Below are 22,873 nucleotides of genomic sequence, written 5' to 3'. Positions count from 1 at the left end.
AAGTGACTCAGGTCACGGACGGGGTGCCTTGCCCCGTGGCGTTCACCATCTGGAACACGCGTGCGTCCGGGAATAGCTTCGCGAAGATCCGGTTGACCCCAGTCGGAGCCGGCGCGAGCCCGGACAGCACGGAGCCCACCCCATGAGATTCCAGGTTCTGGACATCCTGCCCCACCTGACCAACCCGGTGACCGGTCGCCGGGTCCGCACCGACGAGCGCTTCGCGCAGGCGCTGACCTCGGCGCGCTACGCGGAGGAGTTCGGGTTCGACGCCGTCGCGCTCGGGGAACGCCACGCCGGCCACTTCCTGAGCAGCGGCGTCACCGTGCTGCTGGGCGCGATCGCCGCGACCACGAGCCGGGTCCGGATCCAGACCGGCGTCTCGGTCCTGTCCGTCCACGACCCGCTGCGGGTGGCGGAGGACTACGCCACGGTCGACCAGCTCTCGCGCGGGCGGCTGGAGCTGGTGATCGGCAAGGGCAACGAGCTGCGCCAGCTGCCGATGTTCGGCATCGCGAACGGCGACCAGTGGGACGCGCTCGCCGAGAAGTACCGGCTGCTGCGCCGGCTCTGGCGCGAGGAGGACGTCACCTGGGAGGGACGCTTCCGCGGCCCGCTGGACGCAGTGACCAGCCTGCCGCGCCCGTTCGCCGGCGCGCCGCGGATCTGGCACGGGTCGGCGACCACGCTGACCTCGGCCGAGCTGGCGGCCGAATGGGGTGATCCGCTCTTCTCGGCCAACGCCATCCAGCCGCGCGACAACTACACCGTGCTGATCGAGCACTACCGCAAGCGGTACGCCGAGCACGGCCACGATCCGCGGTTCGCCTTCGTCGGCGCGGGGGCGGGCTTCCTGTACCTGGCGGACACGACGCAGGAAGCGCGGGAGGCGTTCGGCCCCACCTACGAGAAGATCGTCGAGTTCTTCAACCAGCCGGGGAACCACACGCCGGGCAACGCGATGGAGTTCCCGACCATCGACGACGCGATCGCGCGCGGGCCGGTGCTGGTCGGCAGCCCGCAGCAGATCGCCGAGAAGATCCTGTGGTGGCACGAGGCGTTCGGGCACGACCTGCAGTCCTTCAGCCTGCCCACCATGATTCCGCACGAGCAGCAGCTCGCGATGCTCGAACGGTTCGCCACCGAAGTCGTCCCCGTGGTGCGCGCGGCCGCGCCCACGGCACTCTGGACCGGCCAGGACCCGTACGGCGGCCGCCCCGCCGTCCACGGCCGCACCGCCGCCGACGCGGCGAGCACCATCGAAGGAGCCGCGCTGTGACCGCAGATTCCCTGCACTTCAACGCTTTCATCTGGCCGAACGGCTACCACGAGTCCGCGTGGCGGGTCGTCGAGGACGACGTCCGCGGCGTGCTCGGGCTGCCGTACTACGCGAACATCGCGCGGACCGCCGAGCGCGGCCTGATGGACTCGATCTTCCTCGCCGACAACATCGCCATCGCCGAATACCGCGTCACCCACCTGCCGCAGACGCAGTTCGACCCGATCTCGGTGCTGTCGGCCCTGGCCGCGGTCACCGAGAAGATCGGCCTGATCGGGACGGGGTCGACGACCTACAACAAGCCGTGGGAGCTGGCCCGCCGGTTCGCCACGCTCGATCACCTCAGCGGCGGCCGGGCCGGCTGGAACATCGTCACGACCATCACCCCGCTCGCCGCGGCGAACTTCGGCGAGAAGGCCCATCCCGACCACGCCGACCGGTACGAGCGCGCGCACGAGTTCGTCGACGTCGTCACCCGGGCGTGGGACAGCTGGGACGAGGACGCGATCGTCGGCGACCGCGAGAACGGCGTCTGGGCCGACCGCGCCAAGCTGCACGCGCCGCGGTTCCACGGCCGCTTCTACGACGTCGAAGGCGTGCTGCCGTTCCCGCGGTCGCCGCAGGGACGGCCGGTGCTCGTCCAGGCGGGACAGTCGGCCGCCGGGATCGGGCTCGCGGCCCGGTACGCGGAGCTGGTGTTCTCCGGCCCGCCGTCGCTGGAAGCCGCGGTGAAGTTCCGCGCCGAGCTGGACGCCCAGGTCGTCGCGGCCGGCCGGGATCCCTCGCGGGTGCGCGTCCTGCCGGCGCTGATGGTGACCCTGGGCGGCACCGAGGCCGAGGCGAAGGCCCGGGCGAAGCGGCTCGAAGACCTGGCCAGCCCGGAGTTCCGCTGGCAGAACGCGCTGTACACGGCCGGGCTCGACCCGGACGCGTTCGACCCGGACGCCCCGCTGCCCGCCGAGCTGCGGGCCGAGGGCGGATCGAGCCGCCTGCAGCAGCTGGCCGCGGCCGCGCGAGAGCGTCCCGACGCTCCGCTGCGCGAGATCGCGGCGGCGATCACCGGGGGAGCGGGGCAGGTCCACTTCGTCGGCACGCCCGAGCAGCTCGCCGACCACGTGCTCACCTGGCAGGACGCCGGCGCCGTCGACGGGTTCACCATCATGGGATCGACGCTGCCGTACGAACTGACCGCCTTCGTCGACCACGTCGTGCCGATCCTGCAGCGCAAGGGCCGGTACCGGACCGAATACACCGGCTCGACACTGCGTGAACACCTCGCGCCGTGATCCCAGTATGTGGTTTCTGTCGGTGGGGCTGGCTAGGGTCCTGACCGTCCGATTTTGACTGAGGAGTGTGGGACGTGGGCTGGACCCGGAACATCCGAGTGGCCGCGCTGGTGGCGGTGGCCGCTCTGGGCCTGACGGCGTGCGGCGGCGGGGACGACAAGCCCGCCGCGGCGGGCAAGGGCGGGGCGCCGATCGTCGTCGCGTCCTTCAACTTCACCGACAGCCAGATCCTCGCGGAGATCTACGCGCAGGCGCTGGAGGCCAAGGGCTACCCGGTGACGCGGAAGCTGAACCTGGGCTCGCGGGAGCTGATCTACCCGTCGCTGAAGTCCGGTGAGCTGCAGTTCATCCCGGAGTACCAGGGCTCGGCGATCGCCGCCGGGTTCGGTGCGGACCCGGTGAAGGACGCCAAGGGCGAGCACGAGCAGCTGGCCAAGCTGCTCGAGCCCAGCGGCGTCTCGCTGCTGGACTACGCGGCGGCGGAGGACAAGAACACCTACATCGTCAAGGCCGACCTCGCGCAGTCGAAGGGCCTCGCGTCCATCAGCGACCTGAAGAAGCTCGACAAGGTCGTCCTGGCCGGTGGCCCGGAGTGCGAGAAGCGGTTGACGTGCTTCAAGGGCCTCACGGACGTCTACAAGCTGACGAACGCGACGTTCCAGACCGTCCAGGAGCTCGGGCCGCGGGTGCAGCAGCTCGACTCCGGGGCCGTCACGGTCATCCCGGTCGACTCGGTGAGCCCGCAGGCCGGCGACCCGAAGTACGTCGCGCTGAAGGACGACCTGGCCATGGTGCCGACCGAGAACGTGGTCCCGGCGGTGACCAAGAAGGTCCTCGACGAGCGCGGAGCGGACTTCGCGGCCGCCGTCAACGCGGTCAGCGCGAAGCTCACGACGGAAGGGATGCGCGACCTGAACAAGCGCGTCGACTCCGACGGCGAGAAGGCCGCGGACGTGGCGAAGGACTGGCTGGCGCAGCAGGGCCTGGTCTGAGCCGCGGAAGACCTCAGCCGGGTGCCTGCCGGCTGAGGTCTTCCCACTTCGCGTACTGCTCCGCACGCAGCCGGGCCAGCTCCTGGACCATTTCGAACGACGCGCCGCCGACGACGAGCCGGCGCGGCGGGTCGTCCAGTGCCGCGACGCGCAGCACGACCGGTGCGGCCGTCTCCGGTGCCGGACCGGCGTCATCACCCCACATCTCCTCGAGCTCCTTCCGTAGCTCCTGGTAGGCGGGATCGGGGGCGGTGGTCGTCGTGCCGCTCGTGAAGAGCTCGGTGGCGTAGCCGCCCATCTGAAGGTTCGTCACGCGCACGCCGAAGCGTTCCACTTCCATGGCCAGCGCCTCGGTCAGCGCGTCCAGCGCCGCCTTGCCGGCGCCGTAGAACCCGACTGACGCCATTCCGCCGCCGCTGCCCATCGACGTCACCTGCAGCAGCCGTCCGCCGCCCTTGAGGTGGGGGAGCACGGCTTGGGCAACCCAGACCGCGCCGAAGAAGTTGACGTCGAAGTGCGCCCGGACCTGCTCTTCGGTGGCCTCCTCGACCATCCCGTAGAGCATCACCCCGGCGTTGTTGACGACGACGTCGAGCCCGCCGAAGACGGCGGCCGCGTGCTTCACCGCGTCGAACACGGCCGCGCGGTCGGTGACGTCCAGCGGGATGTGCACGAGCCGACCGGGATGGCTGTCGCCGAGCATGCCCTTTGTCCGGGACGCCGCGACCACGCGGTGCCCGGCCGCCAGCGCGGCTTCGGCGATCGCCCGGCCCAGACCGCGCGAAGCCCCGGTGACGAACCAGACCTGACCATCGGTGGCCGACATGGCGCAACCCCCTTGATGTCCACGAGACGAACCGTCTCGTCTTGCGAGGACAAGTGTGGACTTCTCCTGACCGCGTGTCAAGACGAAACGGTTCGTCTCGCGGCGCGCTAGGCTGTCGCCATGGTCACCAAGAAGCCCGACGCCGCCCGGCGCAGCGAGCGGTCCCGCCGGGCGATCCTCGCGGCGACCCGCGAGCTGATCGTCGAGCTCGGCTACGCCAAGGTGTCGATCGACGCCATCGCCGCCCGCGCCGGCGTCGGCAAGCAGACGATCTACCGGTGGTGGCCGGCCAAGGGCGCGGTCGTGTTCGACTCGGTCCTGGAACTGAGCGCGGACCCGTCGGGCGAGGTCGCCGCACTGCCCGACACCGGTGACCTGGAAGCCGACCTGCGCCTGATCATGCGCGCGACGGTCGCCGAGTTCGCCGATCCGGCGTTCGAGGCGCCGATCCGTGCGCTCAACACGGAGATCGCGAACGACCCGGAGCTGGCCGCGCTCTACCGCGAGCGGTTGGCCGCCCCGGTCGACGAAGCGAAGAAGGACCGGTTGCGCAGCGCTCAGCGGGCGGGCCAGCTGGCCCCCGACGCCGACCTGGACCTGATGCTCGAAGTGCTCTACGCGCCGCTGTACCAACGGTGGCTGCTGCGCACCGGCCCGCTGACCGAGAGCTACGCGGACGCTTTGGTGGCGGCGGCGCTGAAGGCCTTCCGCCCGTAGCTCGGCGGCGCTCGCGCCGGTTTGCGCCGCGCCGGGAGCGTTCCGCTCGTGGCCGGGCGATGCCCGTGCGGGCTCCTGGGTTGCCGGCTCTATCCCCGCGGCGCGGCGCTCGAGCCGCGGCGGCGCCGGAGTGTCTTCGTCCTCAGTGGAAGCCGACCCGGCCCAGCAGCTCGTCGACGAGGTCGGGCAGGGAGCGTTCCGCCGAGTCTTCCAGCCACAGCACGCTCGCCGTGCGCGCCGCCGCCAGGAACGTCGCCGTCATGAGGCGGGCCAGGGCTTCCTCGAGGCCGTGGCCCCGGGCGACCAGCACCGCGGCCAGGTCGCGCTCCAGGGTGATCTGGTCGCCGGCCTGCTGGGCGAGCAGCGTCGGGTGCCGCCGCAGCAGGCGCAGCTGCGCCACCCATTCGCGGTCGGGGACCGCCCGTCCGTGGTACAGCTCGCGGCTCGCCGTGCGCAGTGCCTGCCACGGCTCCTCGTCGGCCGGCCGGTTTTCGACCAGGGACACGAGCACGCGGGTCCGCTCGCGGTCGGCGTGCAGGATCGCGTCTTCCTTGTTCGTGAAGTAGTTGGAGAACGTTCGGCGGGAGACGCCCACCGCGTCGGCGATGTCCTCGACCGTCACCCCGTCCAGCCCGCGCTCGACCGCCAGGTGCAGCGCGGCCTCGTGCAACGACTGCCGCGTCGCCGCCTTCTTGCGGGTGCGCAGCGTGTCGAGGGCGTCCATGCGCTCAGCGTAGCCGCCGGAACAAATTGCCCATTGTGCAAGTTTGCTCAGTGAGCAATGATGGTCCGGAACGTGCGAAAGGATGCCATGAAGTCCGAAAGAACCGGCTCGTCCGGGTCGATGCGGCACCGCGAGGTGCTCGAGTCCCTGTCCGGGCTGCTGCTCGCGCTGTTCGTGGCCATGATCAGCTCGACCGTCGTCTCGACGTCGCTGCCGCTGATCATCGGCTCGCTGAACGGCACCCAGACGCAGTACACCTGGGTCGTCACGGCCACGCTGCTGGCCGCCACGGCCACCACCCCGATCTGGGGCAAGCTCGCCGACCTGTTCAACAAGAAGACGCTGGTCCAGGTCGCGATCGTGATCTTCGTCGCCGGCTCCATGATCAGCGGCTTCAGCCAGGACACCGGGCAGCTGATCGCCGCGCGGGCGTTCCAGGGCATCGGCGTCGGCGGCCTGCAGGCGCTGGTCCAGGTCGTGATCGCGGCGATCATCCCGCCGCGGGAACGCGGCCGGTACAACGGCTACCTCGGCGCCGTCATGGCGGTCGCGACCGTCGGCGGCCCGCTGCTGGGCGGCCTGATCGTGGACGTGCCGTGGCTGGGCTGGCGCTGGTGCTTCTTCGTCGGCGTGCCGATCGCGGTGCTCGCGTTCGTCGTGCTGCAGCGCACGCTGAAGCTGGAGACCGTGCGCCGGGAGAACGTCCGCGTCGACTACCTCGGTGCCGGCCTGATCGCCGCCGGCGTGAGCGTGCTGCTGATCTGGGTTTCGTTCGTCGGCAACACCTTCGACTGGCTGTCGTGGCAGACCGCCGTCATGGTGGCGGCCGGGCTCGTGCTGCTCGCGGTCGCCGTGGTGGTCGAGAAGAAGGTCCGCGAACCCGTGGTGCCGCTGCAGATCGTCGTCCAGCGGACGCCCGCGCTGGCGATCATCGCGAGCCTCGCGGTCGGCATGGCGATGTTCGGCGGCGCGGTGTTCCTCGGCCAGTACTTCCAGATCGGCCGCGGGTACACGCCCACCGAAGCCGGCCTGCTGACGATGCCGATGATGGCGGGCGTGCTCGTGTCCTCGACGGTGTCCGGGCGGCTGATCAGCCGCACCGGCAAGATCAAGCCGTACATCGTTTCCGGCGCGGTGATCCTGGTGCTCGGCTTCCTCGGGCTGGGCATGGTCGACCACGCCACGCCGCTGTGGATCGTCGGCGTCGCGATGGCCGTCGTCGGCATCGGGGTCGGCATGACGATGCAGAACCTCGTGCTCGCGGTCCAGAACGACGTGCCCCTGCGGGACCTCGGCTCGGCGAGCGCGTCGGTGACGTTCTTCCGTTCGCTCGGCGGTACCATCGGCGTCTCGGTGCTCGGGGCGGTCCTGGCGAACCGCGTCTCCGCCGACCTGGCCGCGGCGCTGCACGTGCCGGCGGGGCAGGCGTCGACGGGCGGGGTCAGCGCGCTGAACCTCAAGGCGCTCCCGCCCGAGGTGCAGGCGGTCGTGCACACCGTCTACGGCGACGCGACCGCGCACATCTTCCTGATCTCCGCGGCGGTGGCCGTGGTCGGGGTGATCGCGGCGCTGCTGCTCAAGCCGATCACCTTGCGCACCACCATCGACGTGCCGCAGAAGGCGGACGAGCCGGCGGCGTCCGACGCGGTGGTGGGGTAGGAGAGCCGGCGATGGGCGGACCCGGGACCTTCGAGTCCACTGTGGAGAGGTTCGGCCCGCGCCGCGATGTCCCGGCGCGGGCCATCTTGGCCGGGGTCGACGGCACGGACACGGCCATGCGGGCGGCGGCGTTCGCGTTCGGCATGGCTCGCCGCGAGGGCAGCCGGCTCATCGTCGTCTTCGTGGCGTGCCCGCCACCGCTGGCCCCGCTGCGCCCGGCGGTGGCCACGGTGCTGGAACACGACACGGCGACGCACCTGTTCGCCGAGCTGCGCGACCAGATGCGCGACGCGGCCGAGGAACTGCGGGTGCCGGTGATGCTGGTCAAGACGTACGGCGACCCGTACACGGCACTGCGCGACACGGCCGACCGCTGCCAGGCCGACACGGTGGTGGTCGGCGCGTCCCAGCAGGCGGGCCACCGGTTCGCGGGCTCGGTGGCGACGAAGCTCATCAGGACGGGCCACTGGCCGGTGCTGGTGGTGCCCTGACCCGTCGGGGCCGGAGAAAGAACCGTTCGAGTGACAGGGAAAGACGCACCCCGGCGCTAGCCTCGAACCATGAAACGATCTTGGGCAGTCCTGGTCGTCGCCTTGCTCGCGCTCGTGTCGTCGTCGGTCCCGGCGGCCGCGTCCACGCGCGCGGACGTCTTCTGCCGCGGCAACGCGGTGGGCTTCCCCGCGAAGTGGGGCGCGGTGTCCAAGCCGTGCAGCTTCACCAGCCCACCGCAGTGGCGCGGGTACCTCGAGGTCACCTGGTTCGTGGAGCCGGGCACGCAGCAGCGCGCCTGCGTGGACGGCCGGATGGGCAGCGTGCGCGAGGAACGCCCGTGGCAGTCCCTGGGCTGTGGCAAGGGCGCCACGGGGCGGGTGAGCTGGCCCGCGAACACGTTGTCGCTCCTGGAGATCCGGGTCAAGAGCCTCAACGTCGGGCTCGCGCTGGTCACCTACGAAATCTGACGGTACCGGCCGGCGAGCTCCGTGCCCTGGCCCCCGAAAGCGGCCAGCTCGGCCCGGAACACGGCGTCGAGGAGGCCGGTGTCCTCGACGCCGGGGGCGCAGACGACCTCGCCGAGTTCCAGGCCGCGCAACGACGCGGAGACGACGTCGGCCGCGCTCATCCGGGGGATCGCGCTCAGATCCATGCCCTGGCGCTCGTGGAACTCCGTCGCGACCACGCCCGGGCACACGACCTGGACCCGGACACCGGTTCCTTCGAGTTCGGCGCTCAGGGTCTGGGAAAGCGTGACCAGGTGGGCGAGGGAGCCCGCGTAGACCGCGCGGCGGGGCATCTGTGCGTGCGGTGCCGGTCCGCTGAACGCGATCATGCCGGCCACGTTGACGATGGTGCCGGTGCCGCGTTCCCGCATGCCCGCGACGGCCGCGCGGGCGAGCATCGTCGGGGCCAGCACCTTGACCTTGACCAGTTCCCGGGCCTTGGCGGCGGGCAGGTCGGCCAGCGGCATGTAGTGCGCGACACCGGCGTTGTTCACCAGCAGGTCGAGCGGCTCGGTGGCGGCGATCTCCGCGACGGCGTCGATGCCTTCGTCGGTGGAGAGGTCGGCCGCGACGACGCGGACCTTCACGTCGGTGTGGGCGGCGGCGAACTCGTCGAGGCGCTCCTGCCGCCGGCCGACGATCACCAGGTCGTGGCCGTCGGCGGCGAGGCGTTCGGCGAACGCCTGCCCGATGCCGGAGGTGGCGCCGGTGACGAGGGCGAGCTTGCTCATGCGTTGTTGTCCTGTTCGGTGGTCGTACGGGCAGTGGTCGTATGGGCGGTGGCCGGCGGCAGGGCCGCGGAGCCCAGGAGGGCGAGCTTGTCCGCGGCGTCCGTGCCGGGGTCGGGGTGGTAGACGGCGAGCACGAGCCCCGGCGCCTCGCTGACGAGGAGCTTCTCCCGGTTCAGCACCAGTTCGCCGACCACCGGGTGGTCGAACCGCACGGTCGCGCCCCGCCGGTTCGCGACGTCGTGGCGGGCCCACAGCTCCCGGAACCGGGGACTGGCCAGCGAAAGCTCACCGACCAGCTCGATGAACCGTGGGTCGTCGGTCTCGGTGCCGACGGCCTGCCGGAAGCCGGCGACCAGCGCGCGCGTGGCGAGTTCCCAGTCGGCGAAGAGCTCGCGCTCGGCCGGGTCGAGAAAGACGTCGCGCAGCCGGTTGGCCCCCGCGACGAGCCGGGGCGAGATCGCGGCGGCGAGCGGGTTGGCCGCCAGCACGTCGAGATAGCGGCCCTCGACGAACGCGGGGAGCGACAGCGCCGCCAGGAACTTGACCGTGCTCGCCGGAACGGTCTCCTTCCGCGCCCGCCGCCGCGAGCGGCGTGGCTTCGCCGTCGCCTCGGTGAGGCCGATGAGGTACGCGGTGGTGTCGTCGTCCAGCTGCAGAACACGCGCCAGCGACTCGAGGACCGACCTCGACGGGTTGCGGTCGCGACCCTGCTCCAGGCGAAGGTAGTAATCGGCACTGATGCCGGCCAGCATCGCGACCTCTTCCCGGCGCAGCCCCGGGACTCGTCGGACGCCGGTGACGGGAAGGCCCGCCTGCGCGGGGGTGAGCAGCTCACGACGGGCGCGCAGGTGATCGCCCAGGAGGTTCGGCTCATCGGTCATGCTTCGACTGTAGGTCGGGGCGGGTGTCCGTGCCTGGTCCTGTCACTCCCAGGAGTGCTGGGGCCTGCACTCGGAACTGCCGCTTCTGCGTTCCTTTGGTGCGCTGGGCTTCGGTCCACTGTGTACTGGCGGGGGAGGCGAGGAGGTGGGCCGGTGCTCGCGCCGGACCTGCTCCCGCGCTAGCTGGACGCCTTGCCCGCCGCGGTGGCGCTCTGCTTGGAATGTCATGAAGGAACTCGCTTTTTAGGGATGCGGCTTCGCCGGGGCGTGGGAAATCGGCGCTTCTTGTACTTGCTTACCGCTCGGTGCCGGAGCGCCGATTCCCCACGCAACGGTGTCCCTGCCGAGGTCTTGTTCGCACCCTTTCGAGTGATGACATACGTTCGATCTTCGGTAATCTTGTTGTATGGACAGGGAAACGGTGTGGCAAGCGGATGCGGTGGCTCTGGCCGACCGTGTCTCCGCGCTGCTCACTGTTGTGCGGTCTGCCGAGGCTGAGATCGGTTCTCTGCTGGCGGAGATCGAGTCGCGCGGTGTGATGGAACTCTTCGGATACCGTTCTGTGGCGCGGCTCTTCGAGCACCTCGCCGACGTTCCCAAGTCCGCTGCCGAGATTGTGGTCAAGCGAGCCCGCGCCCTCACCCCGGGCCGCACCCTCGACGGCACGCCCATTGCCGCTGTTGCTCCCGCCACCGGCGCTGCCGCTGCGGAGGGTCGGTTGAGCAGCCCGATGATCGACACGATCGTCAGGGTGATGACCCAGGTCCCACCCGAGCACCGCGACGGCGCCGAGCAGCACCTGCTCACGTTCGCCTCCGAGGCCGGGCACAAACAAGTCGCGGCTCTGGGTGCACGCATTCTGGCCCACCTCGATCCTGATGGCGCTGCACCCGACGAGACCGAACCGGCCAAGCCCAGTCGTGAGTTGTCGTTGCGTCGCAAGAGAACCGGGTTTTGGGAGTTGAACGGCCGGTTCGACGATGAGACCGGCGCCCGAGCCAGCGCCCTGTTCGACTCCCTCGCCGAGCGCCACAGCACCGACGAGGGCCCGGACTTACGCTCGCCGTTGGAACGCTACGGCGACGCCTTCTCCGACGCGATCGACCTGGCTTACAACTCCCCAGACCTGCCGATGCAGGCCGGCGAACGAGCCCACGTGATGGTCGCGGTGTCGTTGGCAGACCTGAAGTCGAGCATCGGCCAGACCATGTTCGACGACACCCGAACCACCTCCGCTGCCGCTCCGGCCGCCTTCGGCAACACCGGCACCGCAGCCACCTCCGCTGCCGGTCCGGCAACCTACGGTGTTACCGGCACCATGCCGAAGTCCGGCGGTGCGTACACCCTCCGCAACACCGGCACCACACCTAAGATCGCCGCCCGTCAAGCCGCCCTCGACGCTGAGCCCAAGGTCGGAGTCGGCCGGGCCCTCCTCGGCGACCTCGGCACCATCTCCGCCGCCGAAGCCCGCATCCACGCCTGCGACTGCATGCTCATTCCCGCCGTCCTCGGCACCAAGAGCGAACCCCTCGACCTGGGCCGCCGCCACCGCCTAAACTCCACCCCACTCCGCCACGCGCTCTACCTGCGCGACCGCGGCTGCGCCTTCCCCGGCTGCCACCGCCCACCCCGCCACTGGGCTGATGGCGGCCCGACCGAGCTGGGCAACCTGGTCCTGCTGTGCGCCCACCACCACCGGCTCCTGCATCGTTCCGGCTGGCAAGTCCGCATCGCCGCCGACGGCCTACCGGAGTTCCTGCCCCCGGTGTTCCTGGACAAACGCCGAAAACCCAGGCGCAACAACCTCCACCAACCACTCCCATTCGCGGCGTGAACATATGGGGAAGGCCCGCAGCCAACCGGCTACGGGCTTACACCCATGCCCAGGTCACAGCACGACGGCTATTGACTTCCCTTACAGAGCGCGCAGCATCCCGCCCGAGGGGACGGCTGTGCCCAACCCGGTCACGCCCGGCACCTGCGAGCCGAGCCAAGTAATCGTGACAATGACGGAATTCCGCCTTCACCGTTGCTGCAGGAGTTGCCCCGCCCCAGTCGCTACGCATCCGTGGCCACCGCCACCGTCGCCGCAAGTCTTCCCATCGCGGTCAGCGCTTTGCGGTCGAGGCCGCTGCGCAAGGCCTGGCTACCGCGGCCTTCCCAGCTCGATGCGCCCGCCACAGTCGCGTCGGCCCGCCCGCCGCCGCATCCACCGCCACCGGCGCCAAGTCCCATGCTCGTGAAGCCGGCACAAGCACGCTGACCGGCCACCACGATCCATCCGTCTTCAGCAGGCGCAAATTCGCCCGCACCCGGCAAGCCCCAAAGCCAGCCGTCACAAAGCTGCGGAAACCCGGCAACTACGAATCACCCGAGCGACTCACCGAAGTCCCCGGAATCCTGCATCCGACGGTTCACCTCACCAAGCCCCTCAGCCACCGCCCGCAGCTGCTCCGGAGTCAACACACCCACCAGCAACTCCCGCACCAACCCGACATACCCCGGCTCCGCCCGCGCCAGCCGGTCCGCGCCCTCGTCGGTCAACACCGCGTACACCGCCCGCACATCACCCGGACACGTCCGCCGACAAACCAACCCCGCCTCCAAGAGCCGGTCGATCTGGTACGTCAATCCGCTCTTGGAATTGGCCACCGCGCACGACAGCTCGGCCATCCGCAGCTCACGCTCCGGGGCCGACGCCAACCTGGCCAAGATCTCGTACTGCAGGTGGGACAAGCCCGAGTCGCGCTTGAGCTGCTGGTCCATGCGCTGGTGCAGCAGGGCGTACGTCGTCCGGAGGGCCGTCCATGCTCGCTGCTCCTCGGTGCTCAAGCCGCCCATGCCAGCGACCCTAGTTCAAATTCGAACGTCCCGAAGAAACAGGCTGTTAGTGTCGACACGTCGGTATTCGGCCGGAGCCCACCGTGGAGACGTGTGTCCGAGGCGTTGACCTTCGATCCCGGGGCCGCTGCCCGCGTACGGCTGTGCAGCCGCCGCGACAACGGCTGGTCCGCCGTGCTCGTGCGGATGCTGGACAACGCCGAAGAAGCCGAACTCGATCTGCCGCCCGTCAGCCACCAGACGATCGTGGTCGTGAGCCAGGGGACCACGACGATCGAATCCTTGCACGGCGCGCATTGGCGGCGGGCGGACTACCGGCCCGGCTCGATCGGCATGACCGCGCCCGGGCATCCCACGCGGATCCGCTGGTGCGGAACGGATCGGCTTCAGACGACGCATGTGCACCTCCCGGGGAGCCTGATCGACCGCACCGCCCTCGACCTCTGGGGCCGGGACGCCACCCGGCTCGGCCGGCCGGACGCGCTCGCCGTCGAAGATCCCGTGCTCGCGTCCGTCGTGGAAGCGCTCAAAGCCGCCGCCCTCGCCGGTGCCGACGAGCTCTACGCCGAGTCGGCCGCCACCTTCCTCGCCGTCCACCTGCTGACCCGCCACGCCGAGGCGCCGCCGCCCCGCGCGCTCGGGCGCGACGAACTGCGGACGCGCCGGGCGGTGCAGTTCATCCGGGAAAACCACCACCTCCCGCTGACGCTGGCGGACATGGCCGCCGTCGCGGAGCTGAGCCCGTTCCACTTCTTGCGCGTCTTCAAGGCGGCGACCGGCCAGACGCCGTACCGGTTCCTGACCCGCGTCCGGGTCGAACGGGCCTGCCGGCACCTGGAGCGCGGCGAGCTTTCCGTCACGGAAATCGCGCAGACGTGCGGATTCGCGACGCCGTCCCGGTTCGCTTCGGCGTTCCGGGCCCAAATCGGACTTTCGCCCTCCGGATACCGGACCACGGTGCGGCACCAGCAATAAACGACGTCCCCGGCAGCAACCACGGGAAAGCGCCCCGGTCCCGCGCGGGGCTAGCGTCGCCGCGTGTCCACTCCAGAAACCACCGTCGAAGCGACCGTGAACGGCGAGGCCGTCAGTCTCGAGCTGGATCCCCGCGAATCGCTGCTCGACGTGCTGCGGGAACGGCTCGGCCTGACCGGCACCAAGAAGGGCTGCGACCAGGGCCACTGCGGCGCCTGCACCGTGCACCTCGGCGGGCGGCGCGTGGTCTCCTGCCTGACCCCCGCCGTGCAGGCCGCCGGGCAGGACGTCACCACCATCGAAGGCGTGGCCGGCCCCGGCGGCACGCTGCACCCGCTGCAGCAGGCCTTCGTCGACCACGACGCCCTGCAGTGCGGCTACTGCACGCCCGGCCAGATCATGTCCGGCCTCGCGTGCATCGCCGAAGGCCACGCGGGAGACGACGACCAGGTCCGCGAGTACCTCAGCGGCAACCTCTGCCGCTGCGGGGCCTACGTCGGCATCGTCGCCGCCGTCCGGCAAGCGGCCGAAGCGAAGGAAGGCTGATGCGTCCCTTCGCCTACCTCGCGCCCACCAGCCTCGCCGACGCCGTCGACGCCCTTCGCGACGCCGCACCCGGCACCAAGGTGCTCGCCGGCGGCACCACGCTCTACGACCTCATGAAGCTCGGCATCGAAACCCCGCCCGCCGTCGTCGACGTGCACCGGCTGCCCGAGCTGAACACCATCGAGACCCGCGACGACGAACTGGTCTTCGGTGCCGGTGCCCGGATGGCCGACGTCGCCGACCACCCGGTCGTCCGCGACGCGTACCCCGCCCTGTCCGAGTCGCTCTGGCGGGCCGCGTCGCAGCAGCTGCGCAACATGGCCAGCGTCGGCGGGAACCTGCTGCAGCGCACCCGCTGCGGCTACTTCCGCGGCGGCGCGGAGTTCCCCTGCAACAAGCGCGAACCCGGCAGTGGCTGCGCCGCGCTCGGAGGCCACGATCGGACTCACGCGCTGCTCGGCGCCGGGGACGCGTGCATTGCCACCTACCCCGGCGACTGGGCCGTGGCGCTGCTCGCCTTCGACGCGGTCGTCGACGTCGTCGGCCCCCGCGGCGAGCGCACGGTTCCCCTGGCGGAGCTGCACGTCGAGCCGGGCGACGACCCGACGCGCGAGCACACCCTGGACCCCGGCGAGCTCATCCTGCGCATCCGGGTCCCCGCGACACCTGCCGGCCGCGGCTCCACCTACCTGAAGATCCGCGACCGCGAGTCCTACGCCTTCGCGCTCGCCTCGGCCGCGGTCGCAATGACCGTCGAGGACGGCGTGATCGGGGACTGCCGGATCGCGCTCGGCGGCGTCGCCACCCGTCCGTGGCGCGCCGAAGACGCCGAACGGACCCTGAGGGGAGCACCGCTGACGCCCGAGGCCGCCCGGCACGCCGGGGAAGTCGCCTTCGCCGGCGCGCGTCCCGGCACTTACAACGGATTCCGAGTCGAGCTGGGCATCCGCACCGTCGCCGACGCCGTGCGCATCGCCGCGGAGAGGGCCACCCGATGACCGACACCCGCCGTGTGGACGCCTACGAAAAGGTCACCGGCCAGGCCGCCTACGGGACCGACCGCGTTCCCGAGGGCGTCGCCTACGCGACGCTCGCCCTGGCCCGGATCGGCCGCGGCCGGGTGTCCCGGGTGGACACCGCAGCGGCCGAAGCCGTGCCCGGCGTCCTGCTCGCCGTGACTCGCTTCGACGCCGAAGAGCTGGGCGGCGCCGGGTTCATCATGGGCGGCGGGTTCGCGTTCCAGAGCCTGCAGCCGCTGGTGGACGACCACATCGCCTACCGCGGGCAGCCGATCGCCCTGATCGTCGCGGAGACCCTGGTCGCCGCCACCGAGGCGGCCGAGCTCGTCACCGCCGAGTACGAGACCGAGCCCTTCGCCGTCCACCTCGACGCCGAGGGCGCGACCACCCTGGTCCAGGAAGAAGCGATCCCGCTGCCGTTCCTCGCCGACATCAAGGTCGGCGACGCGGACGCGGCGGTCGACGCGAGCCCGGTCCGGATCGACAGCACCTACGAGTACGCGGCGCAGCACGCCGTGCCGATGGAGCTGAACGGCGCGGTCGTCGAATGGCACGGGGAAACCCTCGTCGTGCACGAGGGCACCCAGAACGCGGCCGCCGTCCGGTTCGGGCTCGCCCAGCAGCTGGGCATCGACGCCGCGAACATCGAGGTGCGCTCGCCGTACGTCGGCGGCGGCTTCGGCCAGAAGAACTCGCTGCAGCCGCACCTCGGCCCGCTCGCCCTGGTGGCGCGGCGCCTCGGGCGGCCGGTCAAGCTCGTGCTGGCCCGCACCCAGACGTTCCACAACGGGAGCTTTCGCCCGGCGACGCGCCACCGCGTGCGCCTCGGCGCGGACGAGACCGGCAAGATCTTCGCCGCCGTGCACGAGGTCGACCAGCAGACGTCCCGGCACGACCTGTTCCCGGCGATGCACACCGAGATCACCTCGCGGCTCTACGGCTTCCCGGCGTTCCGCGGCCGGCACCGTCTCGTCCAGACCGACGTGCAGACCCCGGGCTACATGCGGGCGCCATTCGAGAGCTCGGCGACGTTCGCCTTCGAGTCGGCCGTCGACGAACTGGCCTACGCCACCGGCCAGGACCCGGTCGCGCTGCGGCTGGCCAACGACACGATGACGGACCCGGTGACCGGGCGGCCGTTCTCCACCCGGTTCCTCGCCGAATGCCTCCGTCGCGGCGCCGAGGAGTTCGGCTGGGCGGCCCGGAACCCGGAGCCCCGCTCGATGCGGGCCGACGACGGGTCGTTCGTCGGCTGGGGTGTCGCCGCGGGCAACTACCCGGGCAGCATCGTGCCCGCCGTCGCGCACCTCACCGCCGGCGCGGACGGCTGCGTGACGGTCGGCGTCGACGGCCACGAAATGGGCCAGGGCATCCGGTCGGCGATCGCGCTGCTCGTGTCCGGGGACCTCGGCATCCCGACGAGCGACGTCGAAGTGCGGGTCGGCGACACGCGGTTCGCGGCGCAGCACCTCACCGCGGGTTCGTGGGGGACGGCGAGCGCCCTGCCGGCCGTCCACGCCGGGCTGCGGGAGCTGCGCAAGCACCTCAATGCCGCGGACACGGGCGAGGTCGATGTGGCCGCGGCCGTCCAGCGCGCCGGGCACCCGGTCGAGGCCGAGGTGAGCACGCTCGGCCCCGGCCAGCCGCCCGAGGCGCTCGACCAGGCGAAGGCCGGGCACCTGGCCATCTCCGGCCCGGTCTTCCCGGAGTTCAGCACGTTCAGCTGGGTCGCCCACTTCGTCGAGGTCCGCGTGGAGCCGACGACGTGCCGGATCCGGGTGCCGCGTGTGGTCAGCGTCGTCGACTGCGGCCGGGTCGCGAGCCCGGTGACCGCGGCGAGCCAGGTGCGCGGCGGCGTGGTCTGGGGCATCGGCGGGGCGCTGCGCGAGGAGAGCCTGGCCGACGACCGGTTCGGCGGCTTCCTCAACGCCACGCTCGAGGAGTACCCGATCATGGTCAACGCCGACGTCCACCGCATCGACGTCGCGTTCGTGGACGAGCCGGACCTGCTGTTCAACCCGGTCGGGGTGAAGGGGCTCGGCGAGGTCGCGATGGTCGGGGTCGCGGCGGCCGTGGCCAACGCCGTCCACCACGCCACCGGCAAGCGCCACCACCGGCTGCCGATCCGCCTCGATGACGTCCTCTAGACAGCTCGAGGACGATCGCCCGGCGATCTGCAAGCCGGACGCGCTGAGCCCGGAGGCGCTGGCCGACGCGCGGCGGAACCAGCCGCGGCGGGCGCTGATCGGGCTGGCGTTCGTCCTGCCGGTGACCGCGCTGCTCGCGGCGGGCGTGGGCGGCCCGGCGCGCACGCTCGAGGTGCTCGGGCCGCCGGTGACGTTCGCGCTGCCGATCGTCGCGATGATCGCGTTCTGGTGGGAGGACTGGCCGGGCAGCCTGCTGCGCGGCGGGTGGTCGGGCCTGTCCGACACGGCGCTCGTCGTGGCCGGGGGAGCGGCGCTGACGCTGCTCGGCCGGGCCGTCACCGGGACGGCGGCCGTGCCGCTCGCGGCGGGCATCTTCACGCTGATGCTGCAGCTCACCTTGGTCGGGGAAGGCCGGCCGCTGCGGGGCCGCGGCGCACGCTGGCCGGGCGTGGCGGCCTTGGCGGTGTGCTGGGTCGCGGGGCTGGCGGTGTACCTGGGCCTGGTGCGGACCGGCCTGGTGCCGGGCGAGGACTACGGTGCCTGGTTCGCCGTGCTGGGCGCCTGGCAGATGGTCTGGTACGTGGCGTTGCGCGGCTGGCCGTTCGCCCGGATCCGGCGGCGCGCGGTCCGCTTGGCGACGGCGCACGGCACGGTCCTCGGCTGCGGGTTCGCCACCTACGCGGTGGTGCGGCTCGCGTGGGAACCGGAGTGGATCGCGGTGGTCGCGGGCGCGGCGATCGCGTCGGTGCTCGTGGTGGCGATGCTGTTCGAGGCGTGGCCGGCGATCCGGCTGACCCCGCTGCCGGGCCGCAGCCTCGTTCTGGTGCTGGTGGTCTTGCTGACGACGGCGCTGTCCGCAGCACTGCCGCAGGTCGCGCGGTGGGCCGGGGTGCCGGAGCAGCTGGCCGCGGGGTGGGCGACGCACACGACGTTGAACGCGCTCAGCCTCGCGGTCATCCTGCACGTGGCGGTCTGGCGCCGCTGGCCCGCCGAGTCAGCGGCGTGACGCCACGGTCGCCAGTTCCTCGGTGATCTGCTGGAGCAGTTCGGAGGCCGCGTCGCCGAGGGCTTCGAGGTCGGCCAGCGTTGTCTCTTGGGTTTTCACAGTTCGTCCTCGAAGGCTTCGTGACGGGCGATGACGGCTTCGGCGAAAGCGGCGTGCACCCGCAGGTACTCGTCGAGATCCACCGCGGTTTCGGCCCACGCGTGCCACCGGACGTGCGCCTCGGCGACGTCGAGCTTCGCGGCGGCGGCCACCGTCGCGGGGCTGGTGCCGGCGAGGATCGCGTGGTGCATGAGCGAGGGCGACGAACTCCGGGCGAGCTCCGCCAGCGCGGCGAGGCGGGCGAGCTCGGCGAGCGCGTCGGGCGTGACCGGACGGCGGCGCGGCACCGGAACGGCGCGGGCGCTCTCGAGACCGCCGGTCAAAACGCTGGTCATCAAACGACTCCTGGGGCGGAAGAAGCTGAGCAACCTGAACGAAGGACGTTTACCCCGGCCCGGACCGGGTAAACGCACCCACTCGTGATCTCCATCTCACCGGTCCGAGTGGCAGAATCCGACCCCTGATGGCAAACGACGACCTCGCGGCCCACGCCCGCGCCCTGATCTCGGCCAACGCCTACCTGACCCTCGGCACGACCGACGCGGACGGCGCTCCTTGGACGTGTCCGGTCTACTTCGCCCCGGAAGATGACCACACGTTCGTGTGGGTCTCGGAGACCGGTGCCCGTCACTCGCGCAACCTCGCCGAACGCCCGCGGGTGAGCCTGGTCGTCTTCGACTCCACGGTCGCGCCCTACCACGGCCGGGCGTTCTACGCGGTGGGGGACGCGCGAGAGCTGTCGGGCGAGGCGCTCGACCGGGCCTTGGCGAGCTATCCCCGCGACGACGGCGACGGCGCTTCGGCGGTGACGTTCGAAGACGTGTCCGGGCCGTCGCCCTACCGGATGTACTCCGTGGTCGCGTCGGCGCGCTGGGTCCTGTGCCCGCGGGATCCCGGGCAGCCGTGCGCCCTCCACGGCGAAGCCCGGGACCACCGGGTTCAGCTGTAGCGTACCTTCCCCCGGCACTGCGGGACCCGCTCCGGGCGGACGCTCTCCAGCGTCGGTGTCACCGGGACGATCGTTCCGTCGCGGCGGAAGGTCAGCTTGTCGATCGTCGTTTCGCGGTGCGTGCCGTCGCCGCCCGGGATGCCGAAGCGGTGGTAGGCCAGGTACCAGTCGTCCGTGCCCGGAACCTGCAGCATCGAGCTGTGGCCGGTGCCGAGGATGCCCAGGTGGGCGTCCTTGGCCAGGATCAGGCCGTGGTTCGTGAACGGCCCGGTCGGCGACGGCGCCGTCGCGTAGCCGACGCGGTAGTCCTCGCTGCGGGTGTCGTCGATCGACCAGCTCAGGTAGTACGTGCCCTTCCGTTCCGCCATGAACAGGCCTTCGCGGAAGCCGTCCAGGCCCGTCAGGCGGGTGATCCTCGCCGGGTCGAAGGAGACCATGTCCTCGTTCAGCGGCACCACGTACGCGTTGCCGTTGCCCCAGTACAGGTACGGCTGCCCGGTGTGGTCGACGAACACAGCCGGGTCGATCGCCTGGCCGCCGTCCGGGTTGACCGCGATCAGCGGCTTGCCCGAATCGACGAACGGGCCGGTCGGCGAGTCGCTCACCGCCACGCCGATCTTGGCCTCCGCGCAGAAGTAGAAGTAGTACTTGCCGTTGCGCTGGGCGATCGTCGGCGCCCAGGCGTTCTTGTCCGCCCAGCTCACGTCCGGCCCCAGGTCGAGGATGACGCCGTCGTCCGTCCAGTTCACCAGGTCCTTCGACGACCACGCCGAGAACTTCGTGCCGCTCCAGCCGTCGAAGCCGTCCGTGGTCGGGTACAGGTAGTACGTGTCGCCGAACGCGACGATGTTCGGGTCGGCGTGGTACCCCGGCAGGACCGGGCTGCGCGTCTCGTGCGCCTCGACCGTCCACACGCGACGGTCGCCGCCGGCCCCGGTCACCGTGAACCGCCGCGGCCGGCTCAGGTCCACCGTCCGGGTGTCCGGCTCGATCGTGGCGCCGGGCGCCAGCCCGAACTTCGGCGAGAGCCGGCGCAGGTCGGTCCCCGGCCGCACCGGCAGCACGACGGTCGACGCGCCCGAGTCGATGACGGCCGGCGTCTTCAACGAAGCCAGCTCGACCGACCGGATCGTCGTGCTGTTCGACGGCAGCGTCGCCACCTGGAGCCCCGAGAGGGCCCGGTCGTAGAGCCGCACGTCCTTCATCCTGCCGCGGAAGTACTGGTCACCCGCGTACACCGAGCGGCCGAGGTAGTTCGCCGCCGTGACGCCGCCGCCGAGGTCCGACGGCTTGATCGTCGCGTTCGTGTTGCGTCCGACCTCGACGCCGTCGAGGTACAGCACCGCGACCCCGTCGCCGACGGTCAGCGTCAGGTTCTTCCAGACCCCGCGCGGCAGCCCGCCCTTCGAGGCCACCTGCTGCTCGGTCGTCCAGTTGCCGGTCGCGATCGCGCCGCGCAGGCCGCCGCTCGCGGTGCCGCCGGTGGTGAACAGGTAGCCGTCGCCCGCCCCGGACGGCGCCGTGTTGCCGAAGCCCCAGAGGAAGTACGGCGTCTGCTGGGCCGGGTCGACCAGGACGTCGGCGGACACGGTCGCCGCCGCGGCGCCGGTCAGCAGGTTGTTCGGCAGCTGGACGTGCCCGTTCGTGCCGCCGAAGCTCAGCGAGCCGCCGGCCCACGACACGTCCCCGGCGAGGGCGCCGTCGTAGCCGTGGCCGGTGGTGTCGGTCGCGACCTGCCCCGACTTCGCGTCGAGCGGCCAGTGCGCGACGAGGCCGTTCGCGTCGGCCCGCGCCGGCGCCGGGGGAGCGCTCAGCCGCGCCATCTCCGCCTGCGTGACCGGCAGGACGGTGCCGTGCCGCGGGGACGCGGGCAGGTGCGCGCCCGTGGACATCGTCCACTTGCCCGAGTTCAGGTCGGTGGACTCGAACGGGACATAGCCCCGGCCGCCGAACTCGTCGATGAACAGGTACCACTTGTTCTCGGTGTTGGACTTGAACCCGGTGGGTCCTTCGCCGGCGGAGAGCCCGGGGCCGGTCGCCGTCGCCTTGCCGATGCAGTCGGCGACGAAGCCGTAGTGCGGCTCGAGCAGGTCGGTGGACTTCTCCTCGGTGATGAACTTGCTGCACGGCGTCGAGGACGTGTTGTTGCGTTCGTCCTTGGTGAACCGGTAGTAGGTGTCCTGGTCCTTGATGACCGTCGAGTCGATCACCGAGTAGCCCGGGTCGTTCCACACCTGCGGCGCGCTGAAGGTGACGAAGTCGCGGGTGGTCGCGGACATCATCCGGTTGTAGCTGTCGCCGGTGTGGTTGGGATCGTTCTCGGCGTACAGCTTCGACGCCCAGTACACGACGTACGTCCCCCGCTTGGCGTCCCACGAGGCTTCGGGCGCCCACGTGTTGCCCGCGGTCGGCGGGGATACCTGCACACTGCGCTGGCGTGACCAGTGCGCCAGATCGGTGGATTCCCAGACCATGATCGACCGGCTGCCGGAGCGCTGGGCGGCGTCCCAGCCGCGGCCGGCGTAGATCCGCAGGTCGGTCGCGAGCAGGTAGAACTTGTCGCCGTCGGGCGAGCGCAGGATGAACGGGTCGCGCACGCCCAGCTCGCCCAGGCTCGACTTGAGCACCGGCCGCCCGTTGTTCAGCTCGGTCCAGTTCAGCGGGTCGTTGCCCTTGCTCAGCGCCGAATAGATCTGCTCGCCGTCGGACGTGCCTTCGCCGGTGAAGTAGAAGAAGCTGTAGCCCGCCAAGGGTTCCTGCGCCGGCTTCGGGACGACGGTGGCCGTGAACCGGCGTGTCGTGCTCTCGCGGCCGAGCCGGACCTCGGCGGTCAGCACGACCTTCGCGGGTCGGGCGCCGGTCGGCGGCCGGGTGACCTCGCCGGTCGGGGTGATCACGGCGGGCGCGGACGACGTCCAGGCGACGCTCGTGCCGCCCGCGCCCCCGGTCGGCAGCGTGAGGTTGCCGCGGACGTCGTCGATGCCGGGCACGGACAGCGCGCTCGCGGCGGCACGGGTGGCGCCGGGCGGGGGAGCGGCACCGGCACCGGTGGTGCCCAGGGGGACGAGCGTGGCCACGACGGCCAGCACGACGCCGAAACGGCGCGGGGAGAACAACTTCATCGTTGTCGATCCTTCGGGGGCGCGTCGGGACTACCCGATGTTAACGTTAACATCAGGCGAAGCACGCTGACCATAG

General features: G+C 71.2%; 21 protein-coding genes. 14 read left to right on the top strand and 7 right to left on the bottom strand.

Annotation, left to right across the window (positions count from 1 at the left end):
- Positions 1 to 142 precede the first annotated feature (142 nt).
- From AB0M83_RS28485 to AB0M83_RS28475, 3 genes are all read left to right on the top strand, one after another.
- The gene (locus AB0M83_RS28485) at positions 143 to 1,279 is read left to right on the top strand and encodes an LLM class flavin-dependent oxidoreductase (RefSeq protein WP_364521460.1); all 1,137 of its coding nucleotides are present in this window, start codon (positions 143 to 145) and stop codon (positions 1,277 to 1,279) included.
- Entirely contained in the window at positions 1,276 to 2,565 is a 1,290-nt protein-coding gene (locus AB0M83_RS28480) for an LLM class flavin-dependent oxidoreductase (RefSeq protein WP_364521459.1), read from the top strand. Before AB0M83_RS28485 ends, AB0M83_RS28480 begins: the two co-directional genes overlap by 4 nt.
- 74 nt (positions 2,566 to 2,639) lie before the next feature.
- The gene (locus AB0M83_RS28475; RefSeq protein WP_364521458.1) at positions 2,640 to 3,557 is read left to right on the top strand and encodes an ABC transporter substrate-binding protein; all 918 of its coding nucleotides are present in this window, start codon (positions 2,640 to 2,642) and stop codon (positions 3,555 to 3,557) included.
- A 13-nt stretch (positions 3,558 to 3,570) separates the two neighbouring features.
- On the opposite strand, the gene AB0M83_RS28470 is transcribed toward AB0M83_RS28475, so the two are convergent.
- Positions 3,571 to 4,383 (bottom strand): SDR family NAD(P)-dependent oxidoreductase, encoded by an 813-nt coding sequence (locus tag AB0M83_RS28470; protein WP_364521457.1) that lies wholly within the window; start codon positions 4,381 to 4,383, stop codon positions 3,571 to 3,573.
- 120 nt (positions 4,384 to 4,503) lie between these two features.
- Here AB0M83_RS28470 and AB0M83_RS28465 point away from each other — a divergent pair, with 120 nt between their 5' ends.
- A complete protein-coding gene (locus AB0M83_RS28465) occupies positions 4,504 to 5,100 on the top strand; it encodes a TetR/AcrR family transcriptional regulator (protein ID WP_364521456.1) in 597 nt (198 codons plus the stop codon).
- A gap of 142 nt (positions 5,101 to 5,242) precedes the next feature.
- Here AB0M83_RS28465 and AB0M83_RS28460 read toward each other — a convergent pair whose 3' ends face one another.
- The gene (locus tag AB0M83_RS28460; RefSeq protein ID WP_364521455.1) at positions 5,243 to 5,824 is read right to left on the bottom strand and encodes a TetR/AcrR family transcriptional regulator; all 582 of its coding nucleotides are present in this window, start codon (positions 5,822 to 5,824) and stop codon (positions 5,243 to 5,245) included.
- Positions 5,825 to 5,911: 87 nt separating this feature from the next.
- Between AB0M83_RS28460 and AB0M83_RS28455 the strand changes: the two genes are divergently transcribed.
- The 3 genes from AB0M83_RS28455 to AB0M83_RS28445 all read left to right on the top strand — a co-directional run bounded on the left by AB0M83_RS28455 (position 5,912) and on the right by AB0M83_RS28445 (position 8,442).
- Complete coding sequence (locus tag AB0M83_RS28455; protein ID WP_364521454.1) at positions 5,912 to 7,483, top strand: MDR family MFS transporter; 1,572 nt, start codon at positions 5,912 to 5,914, stop codon at positions 7,481 to 7,483.
- Between the two features lie 11 nt (positions 7,484 to 7,494).
- Positions 7,495 to 7,974 (top strand): universal stress protein, encoded by a 480-nt coding sequence (locus AB0M83_RS28450; RefSeq protein ID WP_364521453.1) that lies wholly within the window; start codon positions 7,495 to 7,497, stop codon positions 7,972 to 7,974.
- 69 nt (positions 7,975 to 8,043) lie between these two features.
- Positions 8,044 to 8,442, top strand: coding sequence for a hypothetical protein (locus tag AB0M83_RS28445; RefSeq protein WP_364521452.1), 399 nt, complete (start codon positions 8,044 to 8,046; stop codon positions 8,440 to 8,442).
- Here the strand turns inward: AB0M83_RS28445 and AB0M83_RS28440 are convergent.
- Both AB0M83_RS28440 and AB0M83_RS28435 read right to left on the bottom strand, forming a co-directional pair.
- Entirely contained in the window at positions 8,430 to 9,212 is a 783-nt protein-coding gene (locus tag AB0M83_RS28440) for an SDR family NAD(P)-dependent oxidoreductase (protein WP_364521451.1), read from the bottom strand. The genes AB0M83_RS28445 and AB0M83_RS28440 overlap by 13 nt on opposite strands.
- The gene (locus AB0M83_RS28435) at positions 9,209 to 10,093 is read right to left on the bottom strand and encodes a helix-turn-helix transcriptional regulator (protein WP_364521450.1); all 885 of its coding nucleotides are present in this window, start codon (positions 10,091 to 10,093) and stop codon (positions 9,209 to 9,211) included. The genes AB0M83_RS28440 and AB0M83_RS28435 overlap by 4 nt, the downstream gene beginning before the upstream one ends.
- Before the next feature lie 406 nt (positions 10,094 to 10,499).
- On the opposite strand from AB0M83_RS28435, the gene AB0M83_RS28430 reads away from it, so the two are divergent.
- Entirely contained in the window at positions 10,500 to 11,927 is a 1,428-nt protein-coding gene (locus tag AB0M83_RS28430; RefSeq protein ID WP_364521449.1) for a DUF222 domain-containing protein, read from the top strand.
- A 533-nt stretch (positions 11,928 to 12,460) separates the two neighbouring features.
- On the opposite strand, the gene AB0M83_RS28425 is transcribed toward AB0M83_RS28430, so the two are convergent.
- Positions 12,461 to 12,934 (bottom strand): MarR family transcriptional regulator, encoded by a 474-nt coding sequence (locus tag AB0M83_RS28425; RefSeq protein WP_364521448.1) that lies wholly within the window; start codon positions 12,932 to 12,934, stop codon positions 12,461 to 12,463.
- A gap of 93 nt (positions 12,935 to 13,027) precedes the next feature.
- Between AB0M83_RS28425 and AB0M83_RS28420 the strand changes: the two genes are divergently transcribed.
- The 5 genes from AB0M83_RS28420 (at position 13,028) to AB0M83_RS28400 (ending at position 18,627) form a co-directional block, all read left to right on the top strand.
- A complete protein-coding gene (locus tag AB0M83_RS28420; protein ID WP_364521447.1) occupies positions 13,028 to 13,909 on the top strand; it encodes an AraC family transcriptional regulator in 882 nt (293 codons plus the stop codon).
- Between the two features lie 63 nt (positions 13,910 to 13,972).
- Positions 13,973 to 14,455 (top strand): (2Fe-2S)-binding protein, encoded by a 483-nt coding sequence (locus tag AB0M83_RS28415; RefSeq protein WP_364521446.1) that lies wholly within the window; start codon positions 13,973 to 13,975, stop codon positions 14,453 to 14,455.
- Positions 14,455 to 15,453 (top strand): xanthine dehydrogenase family protein subunit M, encoded by a 999-nt coding sequence (locus AB0M83_RS28410; protein ID WP_364521445.1) that lies wholly within the window; start codon positions 14,455 to 14,457, stop codon positions 15,451 to 15,453. The genes AB0M83_RS28415 and AB0M83_RS28410 overlap by 1 nt, the downstream gene beginning before the upstream one ends.
- A complete protein-coding gene (locus AB0M83_RS28405; RefSeq protein WP_364521444.1) occupies positions 15,450 to 17,621 on the top strand; it encodes a xanthine dehydrogenase family protein molybdopterin-binding subunit in 2,172 nt (723 codons plus the stop codon). Before AB0M83_RS28410 ends, AB0M83_RS28405 begins: the two co-directional genes overlap by 4 nt.
- Positions 17,608 to 18,627, top strand: a complete 1,020-nt coding sequence (locus AB0M83_RS28400; RefSeq protein ID WP_364521443.1) for a hypothetical protein — start codon at positions 17,608 to 17,610, stop codon at positions 18,625 to 18,627. Before AB0M83_RS28405 ends, AB0M83_RS28400 begins: the two co-directional genes overlap by 14 nt.
- Positions 18,628 to 18,722: 95 nt before the next feature.
- On the opposite strand, the gene AB0M83_RS28395 is transcribed toward AB0M83_RS28400, so the two are convergent.
- Positions 18,723 to 19,061 (bottom strand): hypothetical protein, encoded by a 339-nt coding sequence (locus tag AB0M83_RS28395; protein ID WP_364521442.1) that lies wholly within the window; start codon positions 19,059 to 19,061, stop codon positions 18,723 to 18,725.
- 128 nt (positions 19,062 to 19,189) lie between these two features.
- Between AB0M83_RS28395 and AB0M83_RS28390 the strand changes: the two genes are divergently transcribed.
- Complete coding sequence (locus AB0M83_RS28390; RefSeq protein WP_364521441.1) at positions 19,190 to 19,675, top strand: pyridoxamine 5'-phosphate oxidase family protein; 486 nt, start codon at positions 19,190 to 19,192, stop codon at positions 19,673 to 19,675.
- Here AB0M83_RS28390 and AB0M83_RS28385 read toward each other — a convergent pair.
- The gene (locus AB0M83_RS28385; protein ID WP_364521440.1) at positions 19,666 to 22,797 is read right to left on the bottom strand and encodes a family 43 glycosylhydrolase; all 3,132 of its coding nucleotides are present in this window, start codon (positions 22,795 to 22,797) and stop codon (positions 19,666 to 19,668) included. The two genes, AB0M83_RS28390 and AB0M83_RS28385, sit on opposite strands and share 10 nt — an antisense overlap.
- Positions 22,798 to 22,873: the final 76 nt, after the last annotated feature.

Source organism: Amycolatopsis sp. NPDC051106, assembly GCF_040682775.1.
Taxonomy (GTDB): domain Bacteria; phylum Actinomycetota; class Actinomycetes; order Mycobacteriales; family Pseudonocardiaceae; genus Amycolatopsis.
Note: the sequence above shows the minus strand (reverse complement) of the source record. Positions and strands in the feature narration are given on the sequence as shown.